This is a genomic window from Paenibacillus bouchesdurhonensis (genome assembly GCF_900155685.1).
GTDB lineage: Bacteria > Bacillota > Bacilli > Paenibacillales > Paenibacillaceae > Fontibacillus > Fontibacillus bouchesdurhonensis.
Window position 1 is genome coordinate 19,168 of record NZ_LT732548.1, and the last position, 17,557, is coordinate 36,724.

Sequence of the window (17,557 nt, forward strand, 5' to 3'; positions counted from 1 at the left end):
CTTACTGATTATCAAAAAAGTCGCAGGCGATGTTCGGCCAAAGACCAACTACAAGCTTTTAGCTGTTGTACACTTCTGGCTTCAACACTCCGATGTAAGGAAGATTGCGGTATTTCTCCGCATAATCGAGTCCATAGCCGACGACGAATTCGTCAGGAAGCACGAACCCTGACATATCAGCCTCCAAATCGACCGTCCGGCCAGCCGGCTTATCGAATAACGTAACAATTTTTACGGAACTCACCTTGCGGCGCTCCAGAACATCCACCAGATAGCTAAGCGTCAGCCCGCTATCAATGATATCTTCTACAATCAGAACGTCTCGCCCCTCTACAGAAGAATCCAAATCCTTGATGATTTTGACTTCGCCAGACGATTTGGTGGACGTGCCATAACTGGACACAGCCATGAAATCAAGCTCAAGCGGTACTGATATTTCTTTAACAAGATCGGCCATAAAAATAAAGGCGCCCTTCAGAATGCAAATGACAAGCGGATTGCGTCCCGCATACTCTTCACTAAGACGCTGCCCCAATTCTACTACTTTCTCCTGAATCTGTTCCCGGGTAATCAAAACTTCTTTAATGTCGTTGTGCAAAATAAGTAGACCTCCTACGTTATACTATGAATGCCATAACCCGGCGATAACCCGATGCTATTCCTCGTCTCCCCCATCTGCAGTCATCAATACGACGGAGGACGTATGCTGTCCAACCGCAGCGATTGAAGATCTCCGAATGCCGGGAATCCATAGAATCCGGCCCAGGCCGTCGGCGACTACAGGAATGCGGGAACGAAGAGAGGGAGGTATTTTCTCATCGATGAAAATATCTTTGACTTTCTTAGTGCCGTTTAGCCCCATCACTTTCATCGTGTCTCCCGGCTGACGGGAACGCACTGTAAGCGGATAAACCAGCTTATCCGCATCAAATACCGCTCTGTCGTTGCCGTTTGCCATCGTGCGCGCGGCGTCTTGCCCGGCTGCGTTCTGCGTAAACAACAGGTTAGTGCCTAAACCTTGAATAGCTACTTCCGCAGGAACACTGTCCACACGGTATGTATAGCGAAGGCCATCTTTACCCTCCGCTGCATTAGGTATAAACCTGATGGTGTCGTATTCACGAACACACTGCAGCCCACCCCCGAGATCAAGACTCCATGTCGTAGGCGCGTTCTGCATCGCCCCTTGACGGACACGTTCTATCTTGACAAAATCAATTTCTTCCATGCCGCAAGGCAGATAATTTAATATTAGTTTAATCAACCTCCGTTGTAAAGCGGCATGTAAGGAGGTAAACGGCCCAATTTCAAAGGCTAGATCTTCACCCTTCGAAACGACCAACTCCCGATATACCTGGTCTGTCACTTGCTGCATGTAATCATCTTCTTCGCCAAGCGTATCAGCTATACGATTTAACGACTCAGCCAGTTGTCCATTATAATGCCCCAAAAATGGCAGCACATCCAAGCGAATTGCATTTCGTGCATACTTATTTTGCAGATTGCTGCTATCTATACGATAAGGAATCCCCGAATCCTGGCAAGCCTGCAGGATCTCCGCCTTATATATGCGCAGCAGGGGACGAATCAGGTTTATATTCCCCTCGCGCCGTTTCATACGCATGCCTGCAAGACCCGAGCTCCCGCTGCCGCGCAGAATGCGCATCATCACTGTCTCCGCTTGATCATCTGCATGATGAGCAAGGGCAATAGAGGCTGCTCCATATTTCTCGGCAACCGCTCGAAGAAATTCATATCTCTTCTCCCGGGCGGCGAGCTGCGTGCCCTTTCCCGATTGCTTCATATACGATGGAATATCTAAATTCCCTAGCTCAAAAGGCAAATCAAGCTGCCCAGCCAGCCCTTGCACGAACTCCGCCTCCTCAAGGGATTCTTCAGGTCGAAACCCATGGTTGATATGGGCGCATACGAGCGAAAGCCCCTGTCCCATACGCTTAGCTATAGCATGCATAATATAGAGCAAAGCAACGGAATCGGGCCCTCCAGACACGGCGACTACGATACAATCCCCGGGAGACCACAACCGGTGCTCCTCCCCGATGCGGCGAACCCGCTCCACCAGGGGGTACATGCTGTAATCATTCATTGTCTCCCACCTCGCATAACTGAACTTTATCTCATGCTTATATCCCGAAGCTCTTGAATCTTTAGAAGCGCAAGGCCAAATAAAGCGCATAAATGAGCAATGTAACGGACACCGCAAATGCGCTAATAATCCAACGTGGCGTCGATACCTTCTTCTTCAATTCCGATTTAGGGGCCGTTACAAGTTCCTTCCATAATAGGCACGCCTCCGCTGTACTTCCAAAATCGCCTTGAATCGCTTTCTTCAGCCATTTTCTGTAGGGCTCAAGCGAGGAAGCCGTACTCACGATGTCGAGCAAATCATTGACGCTTCTCATCTGAGGCAGCTGCGTTGCAGCATGCTTAAGGTGCTGCTCTGCAAGCAGATGAATACATACGACGGCGAAGCTGAACCAGTCATAGGACGGCTCTGCCGTTCGCCCCCCCGCATTCCAGAAGCCTCGATCATACCACTCGGTAAACTGCTTGACGCTGCGGCCTATACTGCTAACACCGCCGTAATCAATCAGTTCAACTTCCCCGTAAGTCCCTACCAGCACATTCTCCGGCTTCAAATCACCAAACACCCAGCCAGAGTCATGCAAGCGACGGAGCTGCCGCAGCAAATTCAACCCGGCTGCATCCATCCAGCGGTTTCCGCGTCTAGCCAAAAAGGCCCGTAAAGGTTCTCCTTTTATGTATCGCATCACGTAGAAAGGAATCTCCTTGCCCTGGAGAGAATAGTCGTCCACCTCTACCAGATAAGTGAGATCCCGTTTAACAGAACCATGCCGTCTTCCTTGGTGCTGCAAGGCTTTTAGCACATTAATTTCAGACTGAATATCCACGGTATCAAAACCCATTTTGAGGGCGTACAGTCTAGCGCTATCCACCTGCTTCACTAAGTACACGACCCCATTAGCACCCTGCCCCAGCAGCCGCTGAATAAGGTAACGTCCGCCTTTCCAGCGTCCGGTAATGAGCGTTCCTTGAGGTAGATTCAGCTTAAACGACGTAGTCACCGAGCATTCCTTCTCCTTTATCGGATTCCTCCGGCCAAGCCACTTTTCCGTTTCCATCCAGTGTACCATAACGGAAGAATTCCATCACCTTCTTGATCGCTGGCCCCGTTGGCGTTGCTCCTTTCATCACCAATCGATGAAAGATCGATCTGGCGCTTCCAAGATCGAGGGTCCAGTCGAGATCCAGCACCGCATCCTCGCCCCTTGGCCCAGGAAAATGAAGAACGGCTAGATGGCTCTGCCCCTTTCTTGCACCAAGGCTAAGCATCATGTCGCGGATTGCTTCCTCAACAGCAGCAAGCTTCGGCTTCATGCTGGCGCTTGCATCGATAAGGAGAGCAATCTGCAAGGGGCTGCTTTCACTAAAATCGTCGATCACCTCAACAACTTCAGAACGCTTATCGGGCGGCAAATCCTCAATGCCACCATTTCCCAATATTTGTCTCAATTCTCTATTAACCGCCTGCTGAACAGTCTGAACCACAGTTTTGCGCGTCAGCATCTGCATCGTTTGGGCAAGACGCTCTGTCCCCGTCAGTTGACTCATCCCCCCGCCCGCCCTCGCGATTTCCGCAATTTCCTGGCTGCCCAGCTCCCCGATCGTTCCATAATCAATAATTCCTACCACGTTGACCGTAATCCCCTCCTGCCTAGCCAAAGCTGCCGCCAGAACGGGACTGTCCCCTACATTCGAGCATCCATCCGTTATCAGCATAATTTGCCGCATAAGCGCAAGCCTCCTTCCAATCTCTCTTTCTCTATCATTTCCAGAGACATCGCGATTCAAACTATATAAATTAAACTATTGAAATGGGTATGAGGGCTGCATCCCGTTCTTTTAATTCATCTATATATTAAAAAAGCACCGCTCGGGTGCTTTTTTTAAATTTACGGTTCAATTCCCGCAGGAAATCGCTCTCTATAAATATACTCCTTCAATCTGGTCGATCGAAATATTGAACGGCTACCGCATGATCGATCAACCTTTTAAAAAAGAAACGATCCGGAATAGCGCATGAAACTCCCGTTCCCTCCAAATACTGTAGTGTTTGCGGGCAAACGTAACGGTAAACTGAATTTTTAGCGCCATCCCCCTCCAATTGAGCCATTGCGAGCTCCATACCCTGCTGATCCTTGGGCTGAAGGGCGTCAAGCAGCCATGCTTCGTATTCTGGCCAGTCCATCAATGAAATATAGTAACCGTAGCCCCTGAACTGCTCGATCATATCCTCGTAAGAGATTTGCACCGGGTTACAAATATGGAACATCCGGCCTACGGTTTGATTCTGGAGCATAAGCGCGGCCACGGCTTCGCCTGCATAGTCAATTGGCGTAATATCGACCTGCCATTTCACGCGGGGAGCTCTTCCCAGCAGAAGCATTGCTTTTAACATACGATAGAATGCATTGCTATCGATATTCGTCTGAAAGATTCCGTTCTTGGAGTCGCAAGACAAATTCCCCACGCGATAGACGGTAACGGGAATGCCGTCCTCTTCACACACTTTGACGACCCGCTTCTCGGCTTCAAGCTTGCTGTTCGTATATACATTATCGATGCAAGAGGAATAATTATACGCTTCGCTCGCGATAAAGGAGTCCCATTGACCGCTCATCGCCAAATCCTCGGGAATGCCTAATGTAGAAATATAATGGAAACGAAAATTCTCCTTCCCCTGACCCAGCGCCATCAGACGATCCGTGCTGTCTACGTTAACTCGGCGGAAATAATCTGCGTCTCCGAAGTGCCGCACTTCCGCCCCGCAGTGCACGACCGAATCGATTTGCTCCCGTAAGAGCTCATAGTCGCTATCATTCAGACCCAAGCCCACCTGCTCCAAATCACCCACGATGACGTGCACGCGACCATTCATGCAACTAATGAACTCGCTCCCGAAATAAGTCGCCATTACGCTGCGGAGACGTTCGTAAGGATTACTTCCGTTAATAGCACGAACTAAGCAGTAGATGATAGAATTGCTCCGCTGCAGCAGTTCATACAATAGCCTAGAGCCGAGATACCCGGTAGCGCCCGTAAGCAAAATATGCCCCTGGCTGTACGACCTATGCCGGATACCTTGCCCGCCAAATTGCAGAGGGTGCTCTGCCAAATCAACAAGCGCTGAATCTTCCGCTGCGGCCGATAAACTCACAGCACGGTTATCCGCAAGCTGCGCTACCCGCTCTGCCAGCTTAGCTATCGTCGGATAATCAAAGAAATCGCCGATTCTAAGCCCAGGAAATTTAGGCTTCAAAAGCACGAGGGTCTCCAATATTTTCAAAGAGTGGCCCCCCGCTTCGAAGAAGTCCTCGTGAATACCGATCCGTGCACGGCCAAGCACCTTCTCCCAAGCTGCCGATATTTCCCGCTGGAGCCCATTTTCAGGAGGGATATAATCCGCCTCCTCTTCATTCTGCAGATCGTATTCATAGAGCAGCAGCTGTTTGCGATCTATTTTACCGGTAGGCGACACAGGCATCGCTTCGATCGGAATAATTATGCTCGGAACCATATAGGCTGGAAGCTTGTTCTTCAAGAAAATTTGCAGCCCATTCCGGCTGAGTTCACCGCCGTCCCTCGAGGTATAGAAGGCAACCAGCATTTTGGAGCCGTCAGCCCCGTCCTTGGCAATCACGGCAACGTCCTTGATCCCTTCATATTTTGCTAGAGTATCCTCGATTTCGCCAATTTCAATCCGATATCCGCGAATTTTGACTTGCAAATCCTTGCGTCCTATATACTCGATGACATTCCCCTGCAAACGAACCAGGTCGCCTGAGCGATAGTACTTTTTTCCGGATTCCGGATGAACCGGATCAGAAATGAACACTTCGTCCGTCTTGTCCTGCTGATTTAAATAACCCTTAGCCAAACCCACGGAGCTAATGAGCAGCTCCCCCGTGACGTTCTGGGGGCAAAGCTGGTTATGCTCATTCACGATTAATACCTCATAATTTGCTATAGGACGGCCTATACTTATCGTGGAGACATCATCCGGCACCAAATCATCAATCGCATGAACGGTTGTAACTACCGTCGCCTCCGTCGGCCCATACGCATTAACGATCAGCGGCTTGTGCTCGAGCTTCTTCTGAAATGCTCGTACAGCCGCCCCTGCTAGAGCTTCCCCTCCGATTACAAGACTCTGGATCGATTTGTATTTATAAGCCTCTTCCTCCATTAAATAAGTGGACAACTGGTTGAAGAATACCGTTGGCAATATGCCGAACCGGGTAGCCCCCGTATATTCTATTGCTGCGGTGAATGCCTCTACCGAATACCGCTCGTCCCCCGCCAGCAAATGAAGGCGAGCACCAGCATGCAGTGCACTGAAAATATCATAGACCGAGGCATCGAAGCTGAAGGTCGAATACTGTAAAATAACATCCTGCTCATGAAAACCTAGCTGCTCCACCGTAGCAGCGGCCAAATTGATAACGCCAATATGTGGAATCAAAACTCCCTTTGGTCTGCCTGTCGTACCGGAGGTATAAATCACGTAGGCGACATCATCCGCATTTACGGCAACTCCAACAGGACTATCGGTGTATTGATGCAGGCCGCTGTCCAAGCAAAATACAGTGATTGCGGATGACTGCTGATCCACGTCATGCGCTTTCCCTTGATCGTTTCGCTGCTCCTTAGACTGCCCCGCATGCTCTTGCTGCATTTCTAGCAGCGCCGTCACTTTGGAGGAATATTGCTCCTTTGTAATGATGATAGCTGAGGCGGTGTCTTGAATAATATAAGCATTCCGATCATCAGGGTGCTCCGGGTCGAGCGGAACGTAGGCCCCGCCGGCTTTGAGCACGCCAAGCATGCTAATGATGGCCTCTAGGCTCCGCTCCATGAATATCCCCACAAAACTGCCGGGGGCGAGCCCGTGGCTCACTAGCATTTGCGCCACTTGATTCGATTGGGCATCCAGCTCGGCATAAGTTACTTCCCGCAGCCCCGACGATAACGCGATCCGGTTCGGGAAGCGCTTTGTCGATATCTCCAGCAGTACAGGAATGCTTGCCGCGCCCAGGAGGGGCCTTGCCGTATCGTTCAGTCGGGCATAAGCTTCTGCGTCTTCAGCTGTGAATAAAGGAATCATTCCGATTGCGATGCGCTCGTCTGCAAGAACTGCAGCCGCGATTTGCTGAAAAAGAGCGCCGTACCTGCAAATCGTAGTCTCCTTAAATAAATTCCCGGGATAAGCGATATGAAGTACTGCCTGTCCCTGCTCCAGCTTCGCCTCCCATTGGAGCAAGCCCGACTTATCCCCCTCATCCAAACCATATATCGCCTCCAACTCGGGAATAGATCCGGCAATGCCTGCAATCTCGGCCAACGGCAGACGATTTGCCTCAGCCCGGCCAAGCTTGCTCAAAACTTGCTGGTATAGCTGGCTGAATGAATTATGTCCTTCGCACACTACTCGCACAGGTAATAGGTTCCTATGACTGCTTCGTACGCCTAGGATCAGATCCTGCTCCCCGGTTATCCTGTGTAGGAAGACATAATAGCAAGCGAGCATCCAGGCTCGCAGCCTATCCGCATCTTGACCTTGCAGCCCATCCTCCAGCTGTTTTACATTCAAATCAAGCGCATATGTTGTCCTTTGCAGTTCCTTGACCCGTCCATATTTAGGAAAGTCCGTGCACAGATCCAAGCCAGTCAACGGAGGCTTTAGCTCATCCAGCCAATACTGTTTGCTCTGTGTTGTCACCAGTATAGTATTCATCATATCTGCTCCTTTAGGCGCTCTCTCTCTAACAGCCAGCAAGCCTGGCCCATATGCCCGTATAACCTCTATGCCATGCTTACACTTTTAGCTCGACTACAAGCTCTTCCAGTTTGTCGGAAATTTGATTCAATTGCTCCGCAGCCTCCACGATTTTATTAGAGGAATTCCGCTGCTCCATGGCTCCGGTTTTGATCTCCGCGGAAACGGCAGCATTTCTCTCAGCCAACTCAGCAAGCTGCTTGATGGCTGCCGTTATTTGTTCGGTTTCTGCCACCAATTCCTCGGTTGCGGCCGACACCTCCTGAATTTGACTGGTTACCGAGTCGGTAGCTGACCGTATCGAGCCAAACAATTCTCCCGTCTCTTCGACAATGCCGATCCCCACCTCGACATTATGCTCGCCCTCGTTAATCGCATGAACAGCTTGCAGGGTCTCCTGCTGGATATGCCGTACCAATTCAGCGATTTGCTCCGCGGAATTTCCGGACTCCTCCGCCAGCTTCTTCACTTGATTAGCTACTACGGCAAACCCGCGGCCTTCTTCCCCTGCACGGGCCGCCTCAATGCTGGCATTAAGGGATAGGAGCTGCGTTTGCGTGGCAATTTGCGTCATTACTTGTACGATCTCCTCAATTTCCCCTGAACGCTTCTGCAGCTGTTGTATCGAATCGACGGAATTCCTGACCGACTTATGTATGAAATCCATCTGCTTCATGACCTTCTCCACATTATCGCCGCCGAGTTCGGATTGATCCTTCATCTGCAGCGCTGCTTCCGCTACGGCTGATGTATTGCTGGCAATCGTATTTGCGCCTGATGCTATTTCCTCCAGAGAAGTGGCGCTTTCAGAAATTGATTTGCTCTGTTGAGATACCTTCTCGGAAATCTCCTCGATATTGTTCGTAATAGCCAGAGAGTTCTCATGGTTATCTTCTACAGTAGTGAACAGTACCTTCGATTGCTCTGCGGACTGAATGGATACGGACTTAATCGTCGTCACCAAACGGTTGATATTCTCGACAGTCGAATTATATTTCGCATTAACTTGTCCCAGCTCGTCTTGGCTCGTCTTCAACTGCACGCTGAAATCTCCTTGACTCAGCTTGTCGAGGGCTGCCATCAAATCCTTGACTGGTGCAAAAGTTCTTTTAGTCATGAAATATTGCAGGGTAAGAATGACAAGCAGCGTAATCGCCAAAGCTAAAGACGCATATTTGAGCAAATCCTGCTGTCCTTGCATGATCAAACTCGCATCAATGTCCATGCCCATGTAAGCAATGACATCTCCCTGCCCATTCTGGAACGGATACAGCACCGTTAGCCAGGTTCCGTAATCGTCCTCATAAGGCTTGGTATAGGTAATTTCCTTTGTTGTCAGCATTTCCTGAACGCCCTTCACATGAAAGGCCGGTTGTTCTAGCAAGTCGCCTAATTGCAGGCCTTCTTCCGCAAACATATCCAGTATGACGGTAGGAAAAGCGATCATTAGCGTTTTATTGCCTTCCACCAGCTCCGAACCGAAAATATACCCTTGAGCAACATTCGGGTGTGTTGCCGACAGTTCGTCGAACAACAGCGTCAGCTGCTGCTGAATGGGCGAATTACGATCTAGGTGGCTTATAGCTTCGGCTGCTTCTTCGGCAGACACCTTCTTGCTCCAAGCCTCCATAACCTTTTGTGAATCGCTTCTAAGCTGATTGGTCAGAACTCCGCCTTGAATATAAAAGCTGGAGGCGATTAATATTACGCCTGTTAGAATAATCGATATACTCGTGAGCAGCATATTTTTTGTGACAATGCTTAGTTGAGTAAGCTTCTTAAGAAAATGCGGCAGCTTCATAGTAAGTCTCCTTTGTTGTTTTCTAATGGATTAGTTAATTTTTCTCGGCTGCGAATCTTGCTTTTGTCTTTTACCCCCTCCTATTCCTGAATTTTCTGATAAAGGCAAAAAAAAGCGAACCAGGGCGCAAAGCGGCCATAGTTCACCATTTTTAAATGTATAGAAACTGCCGAGCCTTCAGCAGAACTAATATCTTCTATACTTGCAAGAAAAGCTTATAATCCAAAGGATCGAGACTCCCCTCGATAAAGGATCTATGGCGCTCTTCTTTCTGCAACTGGCTGACATTTCTCACGATGAGAAGTAAGTCCCTATAGCTTTGCGTCACTACCTTTCAGTAGCTTTGCCAAAAGAATATGAGATTAAGTTCTTAGGATGGAATATACCTAGCAATAAGGTCGATATTACTATATAGTTCAAAAGATTTCCATATAAAATGGTACTTTTTATGAAAGTTTAACAAAACCAGTACTTTAGACCCCTCCCTTTTATCACAAAATATTCATAATTGGAGATTTTTTAATTTAAGCCTCCTTTTTAGCTTACTGTCCGAGGACGTTCAAGCCGGCTAATGCCCGGAATATGCAAAGTCGACCATTGTGGACGTAAATGCTCTACCTTGGCTACCACGACAGTCATGTCGTCATGGATGACATTTTTCTGATAGCGAATCACGGATTCGAGTAAATGGTCGGCCATTTCCTGCGGTTCCTCGGCCGTAATCTCTAAAATAAGCCGTTTCATCCATAATTCCTTATTTACCGCATAACCCGGAGCATCGTAAATGCCATCAGTCATCATAATCAAAGTATCGCCCGGCTGCAGCTGAACCGTGACCAGGTCAATATCAATCTCCTGAATAATCCCGATCGGCAAATTACTTGCTGAGACTGGAATTACTTCATTGCCCCGCTTAATAAAACTTGGGGAGGAGCCGATCTTCATAAACGTCGTCTTTGCTGTATATTCATCAATTAAGGCCATATCCACCGTCGCATAGACCTCATCCGGCGAGCGCAGCATAAGTATAGAATTTACGGATTTGATAGCAATGGTCTCATCCATGCCCGATTGCAGAAGCTGCTCCAAAATATTGAGAGCCGTACTGCTCTCCTGCCGGGCCCTTTCTCCATTCCCCATCCCATCGCTGATGGCCACGGCAAAGGTTCCGTTCCCAAGCTCCATGGCGCTGAAGCTGTCTCCCGACAGCAAATCTCCGCCTTTAGCCGTACCGGCAACGCCCGTGACGATTTCATAGGTTTTTGCCGAGCCAAACGTCACCGTCGTCAGCCCCTCCCTGCCTCCATTTTCCAATTCCCCGGTCACCGCAATATGCTCTCCCAAAATGTCGGATAACAATGGGGCAATAATTTTGCGGCACTCGTCAAATCCCCGAGTATAGGCATGAACGATCTCGATCTCTACGTTTCCTTGATCCAGATTAACGATGTCAATACTGTAAATTGACAGCCCCAACTTCTCCAGGGCTTCGCGGATTTGCTCCTCCTGGCGGTACATCGCTTGCCCTTCCCGTTTGATTTCCTTGGCCAAATCCTCCATGACCTGAGAGACACCCGATAATTGCTCGGCCACAAGCTGACGGCTGTCGTATATTTGCCGCTTCCACTGCATATCATGTTGATACAGATCGTATTCCCGCTTCATCAGTTCCAGCACTTGATCTGTCTTGGAGCACATTTTGCTCCAGCTGGCTGGTAAATCCCGCTTCGTGATATCCGGTTTCTCCTCAACAGCGGTCATCATTTCAGTCATGAACTTATACGTCTGATAGAACTTTCCATCCCAGCAGCTATTTCTACGGTAACAAGTCGCGCAGGCGTCTTCTGTGACCGCATTCATAAAATGATCCATCTCCTCGCTCCGCTTCGCCATTTCACCCGAGCTGGTTACTTGGCCGAAACTGCGGGACAGCTGCTTGAACACCTGGGAAAATTGAGTGACTCGCTCGGCCGTAATGTCACGTACCCGTTTGGCGTACTCGTGCTGTGTTTTCGTATGATCCTGCGTACCTGGCACATATTTGGCGATCATCTTCATTACACTTCCCGGAGTCAAGAGAAATAGCAGTACAGCCGCACAACTCTCCCAAGTCGAGGATATAATATCCTTCGAGCCGGTCAAATAAATCGATAGAATCGAGGAGCCGAGCAGCATTCCAAAACCGACGGCCCACTTTCGCCCCTCCCGCAGCATGCCCGCCAGCATGCCTGAAAAAGCAAGCAGACTCATTTGATACAGTGCTGCCATATTGGCTAAGCTGAGGATAAGTCCCGTAACTACGCCCACAGAAGCACCCAGCGAGGCACCGCCGACTAATGCGAATACCAGAATGAGATATCTGGACAAAATATGCTCTGCTGACAGTCCGTAAATTTCCCATCCGACCAAGCCGGTCATGACTGAGGCCAGCATAATGACTAAACATAATATTTCTTCATTGCGTAGCTGATAGTTTTTCTTTCGATAGGTGAATATCGGAATCGCCTGCATAAACACAAGCGTCAGAACGAAGCTTAGTACCGCATCCATTACCGTCATCGTCAAGGCATACCATGTAAGCGTAGGGCCGATCACGGCGCCAAACAGCCCCACGATAAAAGTAGACGTAAAAACCATTAAGGGGGCATAGGATAGATCGGCCCGCTCGAACGACTCCATCCCCCGGTAAATCAAATAAAAGATTACCAGTTCGGCGGCAATGCTCACGACATGTTCGCCGGATCCGAACAGAGCACCCGCAAGGATGGAAGAAGCAACAAGGATCGCGATATCCCGGCGAAGAAACAACATCACGGCGAAGAATGCGGCCGCGAAGGGAGATAATTCATCTAAAATTGTGGCTCTACCCAACAAAAAGCCCATGATCATCATTAGCAGCGTCCCTCGATTAGATGCAAACAATTGGCTAGCTTTGTTCAAGACGGGCGCTTGGCTCCATACCCTCCACCAAGACTCCCTTACCTGCTCCTTCGTCGCCCTCCTCGTTCCCGGGAAAGCGATGACATTCCATTTTTCCCTCATCCTGGCACCACCCTTTCTAAAATTTGTAAGGTATGTCCCATTATAGGCAGATGCCATCGGAAAGTTTGTCACATGCCGGAGCGAACCAAAAGAAATTTCCGACAAATTGAGAGGGATTTAAAAAGTAACGCGAATGTAGGCCCATCCTAACCTCGCGGCTCTCAAGGGGTTTCTATGTTCGTACTAGACTCGCAAAATGCTGCTCCGATCATCTAGCGATTCCGAATGAGATTACTGGAAAAGCGTAATAACCTGTCGGTAAAAAAACGAAGACGACAAAAAAACCTCTCTCGCAGCCATGATTAACGGAGTGGTTAGCAGCTAGTTGTACTTAAAAATAAAAACCGCAGGCTCATCTTCCAGCCTGCGGTGTACATCATTCATATTCAAAATTACATGCGCTTGGCTCCGCGGCCTCCGCGTTTGCCCTCAGTGTTCTTCTTCAACGAAGAAATGCGCTCTTCACTATCTTTGAGGAAGCGGGACATTTTATCTTCAAAAGTAGCTTTGCCGGCTGGGGGCTTGAATGAACGCCCTCCCCGTTCACGGTTAAATCCGCCGCCGGGACGATCTCCCTCTCTTCCGCTAGGACGATCTGGACGCGGTGCACGAGGTGGTCTAGCCGCCTCTACCGGTTTGTCCACGGCCTGTTTAATAGAAAGGCCAATCTTGCCGTCCTTGTCGACGTTAATAACCTTAACGGTTACAGCGTCGCCTATCTTCAGGTGATCGTTAACATCCTTGACGTAATTGTCGGCGATTTCTGAGATGTGAACGAGACCCGTGACACCTCCTGACAGATCCACAAATGCTCCGAAATGCGTGATGCCTGTCACTTTTCCTTCTAACTTGGTGCCCACTTCAATTGCCATAAAATAAAATGATCCTCCCTTAAAAATATACAGCCAGGCCTCGAAATCTTGACTGCGGTGATTTGATTATACCGAATGACGGAAACAAGGTCAACAGACGTATGTCCTGCTTATCATTAGTCATTTCCTGCCGGAGACTCGGAAACCCGCACTGGAATTTCACCTGGCTTATACAGCCCATACTTCTTCATTGCGATTTGTCCTATATATTCGGGGTCTTGGAGACGATTGATTTCATACTTCAATTGTTCCAAGCTCTGCGTGGCGGCGGTCATAGAAGCTTGGCGTTCCTCCAGCTGCTGGGCTTTTACGTTCATTTCACTTGACTGGGAAATAAAAGTGTACCCTGCCCAACCGAGAAAAACGATCATAAATCCTAACCACAGCCGAATCCGCCTACGTGCCCCAGCCATTTGTTTAGAAGCCTGACTCTTTGAATTTGCTGACGTAGTTGCCTTGTGCATAGGGCACCCCCTGACCTTAATTCTTGCCGAACCAACGCTTCCATAATGCTGTAATTCGTTCCCGCGCAGATATCGCTATATCAGCAATTCTGAGCTTCCTGATCAAAGGTCTAATGGCCCAAGCTATGATCTTCCATAGCGGTACGAGCGATATCCGCCCCAAAAACAGCACGATAACCCAAATAAAGCCGAGTAGCAGCTTGATTCCTTTCAGTAACCATAATATCGGCGCTACAATAAAAATACTGAATATTCTTACCGATATCAAATAAATCTTTTTAACTATCCCCATTAACATTACCACAAAACGCGCTGTTATAACACTTAAGAACAAAAAATAAATCCAAACGCCTATAAATAATCCAAAAAAAACATAGAAACGCAGTTCTCCCTGGTTACTATGATAAAGCATGCGAAATACAAACAAAGAGGCGGCGACCCAATAGACGAAATCAAAAGCGTGTATACTCCATCGCGGAAAACGGAGTTCTCCCGACACGACCCGATAACTGTCAAAGGCGACCCCCAAAATCCCTCCGGACGCAGCCATCCACAGGAGCGTCGCCCATTGAATTTCCAAATTCATCGAAACAGTTTACCGAGCAGCCCTTTGCCGCTGGATTGGGAGCCCGGATCGAGATAAGACAATGAATTGACAAGCCCCTCGATACTGACGAGTCCCTGCTCCAAATTCAAATTTTTAATATGTAAATTTTGGCCGCGAATCGTTAAATGACCCAGCTCGGTCTGAAGCAAGAACTCCTCGCTATCGAAGCTCTCCACGTTGAGAACACCCGTAATTTCAAGCAGCTTCCGCTGGAATAGCCGAACTTCCTGATGCTTCCCTTTATTGAGATCCACCATGGCATGTACCCCTCCTTCTTACAGATAGCTTATGGAGGGAGGGACAGGTTTAGAACTGCAAGCAACTAAAAACGGCGCCACGAGGGCGCCGTAGTTTGTTAATCTTAATTGTTCATAGAAAGTTGTCCTTCGGAATCGGCTCTTCCTTCACTAAAGTATATAACGTGGAAGCTTCATCCTTGCGTGTGGTTTCCGCAAGTCGCTCGACGCGTACGGTTACCAGCTTTTGGCCAAACTGAATCGTGATTTCGTCCCCGACCTTCACAGCGGTGCTCGGCTTGGACTCCCGCCCATTGATGAGAACCCTGCCCTGCTCGGAAACATCTTTGGCCACCGTACGGCGCTTGATTAACCGCGACACTTTCAGGAACTTATCAAGACGCATTATTTTACAGCTTCTTTAAGTTTGTTGCCCGCTTTGAAAGCTGGAACGTTAGATGCGGGAATTTCGATCGTTTTACCAGTTTGCGGGTTGCGCCCCGTACGGCCGGAACGTTTACGAGTCTCGAATGTGCCAAAGCCAATCAATTGCACTTTGTCTCCACTAGCGAGAGCTTCGGTGATTTCGCCAAGAAAACCGTTCAATACAGACTCAACGTCTTTTTTAGTCAAGCCGCTTTTGCTGGAAATGTTGTTGATCAGATCTGTTTTGTTCATCAATAATGCCTCCCAATAATAAAAGAAATGATGATATACGGCAGTACAATGGAGCAATTACTCCGATAAGTCGCCATACCTTTGTAAGAGTATTCTTGCTTAACTTTAAAAATCCTGCCCGAAATCGATAATTTTTTTTGTTTTTTTCCCAAAAAGAACCGCTATTTAGACAAATTGTCCATTTTACGACTGTCGCTCAAGCTCTTTGGCCTCATCCCAGTACTTGTCCATTTCGGCAAGGGAGCTCGTGGCTGGCGTCTTGCCTGCCGCTTTGAGCTGCTCCTCGACATGTTGGAAACGCCGGACGAATTTACGAATGGTCAAGGACAGCGCCTCTTCAGGGTCGGCACCGATAAACCGAGCGGCATTAACGACAGAGAAAAGCACATCCCCCAGCTCAAGCGCTTGCTCATCTTGTGCTTCGCCTTGCTGAACCGCTGCTTTAAGCTCGGCCAGCTCCTCCTCGATTTTAGCCCATACTCCGGAAATATCCTCCCAATCGAATCCGGCTTTGGCCGCCTTCTTCTGGATTTTATAAGCCTTCATCAAGGCCGGCAAATCACGAGGCACACCGCTAAGCGCGGATTGCTCCTCCGGCTTGATGCCCTTGCTGCGCTTTTCCTCTGCCTTCATAGCCTCCCAGTTGCCCAGCGCCGCCTCCGCGTCTTCGGCACTAAGCTCTCCAAAGACATGAGGATGGCGATAAATCAGCTTCTCATTCAAGGCCTGAATAACATCATAGGCGGTAAAGGCTCCCGTCTCCTCCTCCATTTGCGAATGAAGCATTACCTGAAGGAGCAAGTCCCCAAGCTCCTCACGCATATGATCCGGATCGTCATCATCAATCGTTTCCAGTACCTCGTACGTCTCTTCAATGAGATTTTTGCGGATGGATTGATGAGTTTGCTCCCGATCCCAAGGACAGCCTTCCGGGCTTCTAAGAATCGCGACGATTTCATGCAGCCGCTGGAAGCTTCGGTTGCGTAATTGATCCTCCTGGTTGGCCGGAATGTAAATCAGCGATAAATTGCCATACCCGGACACATGATCCAGTTCGTGAAGCGGGACGCGCAATATCTGCTCTTGTCCCTCCACGCCAAGGGCATGGCAGGCGATCACTTCGTAGTCATCGGGGTACATCTCCATAAGACTGAGCTTCACGTCAGACGCCGTAAAAGTATCATACACTTGTCCAATCAGCGTATGCATGCGCGGATCAAGCATCTTGCTGCCTACATCAGATGCATCGAACAGCTGGAAGCCCTCGATCGGGTCAAAGCCAAGCCGGACAAAGGCTTCATCCAAGAAGCTCTCCCCACCGCGAACCTGCAGTTGAATACCTTCCTCCGGACAGCGGCGGCGCAATATTTGTACGGTTGCTTCGGCAACCATCGGATGTCCCGGAACCGCATATAAGATAGCCGTGCCGACTGCCGCACTCTGTGCTCTCGCAACAAGTCTCGCAGCGATCTCCTCGTATACGGACGGGAAATCCTCCTGTTCCTCATATACCGAGTCGAAGGATTGGAACTCGATTCCCTCTTCGGCTTCAAGCCAGGATACGACCGGATGATCCTTCGTCCGCACATATCGCTCAGCCGCTGCTTTTAATTGCTTCATTATGCCTAAAGTCAATTGATCCGGATCCCCCGATCCAAGGCCAACTACGATGATCGCTCTGCTCATATGGCTAACTTCACACTCCTGTTCAAGCATCTTGTTCTATACTATAACACCGGAAGACGCGCATTAAAAATATCATGCCGCAAAAATAGCGAAATAGCTGCAATCCAGCAGCGGCAACACCGCACGTAAGCGGCCAGTCGCCCGCGGCAACGCGGGCAGGAACCGCGCGGAGCAGTGCGGCAGGGGGGCCAAGGCGGCAAAGCTACCTTTGGCCCTTGCGCAGGCGTGACGGGCAGCGTTGCGCCGCTACCGCAGCAGCCGCAAGCGGCGCAACGCTGCCACCAGCCGCGGC

General features: G+C 49.3%; 15 protein-coding genes and 1 riboswitch. All 15 genes read right to left on the minus strand.

The genetic code is table 11. The annotated features are described in order from the left end of the window. Positions 1-58: 58 nt before the first annotated feature. A complete protein-coding gene (gene hpt, locus CZ379_RS04200; protein ID WP_110930505.1) occupies positions 59-598 on the minus strand; it encodes a hypoxanthine phosphoribosyltransferase in 540 nt (179 codons plus the stop codon). Between the two features lie 57 nt (positions 599-655). Continuing rightward, a complete protein-coding gene (tilS, locus tag CZ379_RS04205) occupies positions 656-2,107 on the minus strand; it encodes a tRNA lysidine(34) synthetase TilS (protein ID WP_110930506.1) in 1,452 nt (483 codons plus the stop codon). Between the two features lie 61 nt (positions 2,108-2,168). Beyond that, positions 2,169-3,107, minus strand: coding sequence for a serine/threonine protein kinase (locus CZ379_RS04210; RefSeq protein ID WP_234404823.1), 939 nt, complete (start codon positions 3,105-3,107; stop codon positions 2,169-2,171). Beyond that, positions 3,091-3,834, minus strand: coding sequence for a vWA domain-containing protein (locus tag CZ379_RS04215; protein WP_110930508.1), 744 nt, complete (start codon positions 3,832-3,834; stop codon positions 3,091-3,093). The genes CZ379_RS04210 and CZ379_RS04215 overlap by 17 nt, the downstream gene beginning before the upstream one ends. Positions 3,835-4,042: 208 nt before the next feature. After that, complete coding sequence (locus tag CZ379_RS04220; RefSeq protein WP_110930509.1) at positions 4,043-7,837, minus strand: non-ribosomal peptide synthetase; 3,795 nt, start codon at positions 7,835-7,837, stop codon at positions 4,043-4,045. 79 nt (positions 7,838-7,916) lie between these two features. After that, complete coding sequence (locus CZ379_RS04225) at positions 7,917-9,680, minus strand: methyl-accepting chemotaxis protein (protein WP_110930510.1); 1,764 nt, start codon at positions 9,678-9,680, stop codon at positions 7,917-7,919. Between the two features lie 269 nt (positions 9,681-9,949). Continuing rightward, positions 9,950-10,038, minus strand: a riboswitch (cyclic di-GMP riboswitch). A gap of 179 nt (positions 10,039-10,217) precedes the next feature. Continuing rightward, positions 10,218-12,722, minus strand: a complete 2,505-nt coding sequence (spoIIE, locus tag CZ379_RS04230; protein ID WP_110930511.1) for a stage II sporulation protein E — start codon at positions 12,720-12,722, stop codon at positions 10,218-10,220. A gap of 392 nt (positions 12,723-13,114) precedes the next feature. Then, on the minus strand, positions 13,115-13,594 hold the full coding sequence (locus CZ379_RS04235; protein ID WP_110930512.1) for a S1 domain-containing RNA-binding protein: 480 nt from the start codon (positions 13,592-13,594) through the stop codon (positions 13,115-13,117). A gap of 116 nt (positions 13,595-13,710) precedes the next feature. Beyond that, positions 13,711-14,058, minus strand: a complete 348-nt coding sequence (locus tag CZ379_RS04240) for an FtsB family cell division protein (protein ID WP_110930513.1) — start codon at positions 14,056-14,058, stop codon at positions 13,711-13,713. 16 nt (positions 14,059-14,074) lie between these two features. Further along, the gene (gene yabQ, locus CZ379_RS04245; protein WP_110930514.1) at positions 14,075-14,644 is read right to left on the minus strand and encodes a spore cortex biosynthesis protein YabQ; all 570 of its coding nucleotides are present in this window, start codon (positions 14,642-14,644) and stop codon (positions 14,075-14,077) included. Further along, positions 14,641-14,922 carry a sporulation protein YabP gene (gene yabP / locus CZ379_RS04250; protein ID WP_110930515.1) on the minus strand — a complete coding sequence of 94 codons (282 nt, stop codon included), beginning with the start codon at positions 14,920-14,922 and terminating at the stop codon, positions 14,641-14,643. The genes yabQ and yabP overlap by 4 nt, the downstream gene beginning before the upstream one ends. A gap of 112 nt (positions 14,923-15,034) precedes the next feature. Continuing rightward, positions 15,035-15,307 carry an RNA-binding S4 domain-containing protein gene (locus CZ379_RS04255; RefSeq protein ID WP_110930516.1) on the minus strand — a complete coding sequence of 91 codons (273 nt, stop codon included), beginning with the start codon at positions 15,305-15,307 and terminating at the stop codon, positions 15,035-15,037. Then, on the minus strand, positions 15,307-15,579 hold the full coding sequence (locus tag CZ379_RS04260) for an HU family DNA-binding protein (protein ID WP_110930517.1): 273 nt from the start codon (positions 15,577-15,579) through the stop codon (positions 15,307-15,309). Before CZ379_RS04260 ends, CZ379_RS04255 begins: the two co-directional genes overlap by 1 nt. A gap of 183 nt (positions 15,580-15,762) precedes the next feature. Then, complete coding sequence (gene yabN / locus CZ379_RS04265) at positions 15,763-17,265, minus strand: bifunctional methyltransferase/pyrophosphohydrolase YabN (protein WP_110930518.1); 1,503 nt, start codon at positions 17,263-17,265, stop codon at positions 15,763-15,765. Between the two features lie 41 nt (positions 17,266-17,306). Then, the coding region (locus CZ379_RS26580; RefSeq protein ID WP_234404824.1) for a hypothetical protein at positions 17,307-17,557 on the minus strand (251 nt) is incomplete at its 5' end.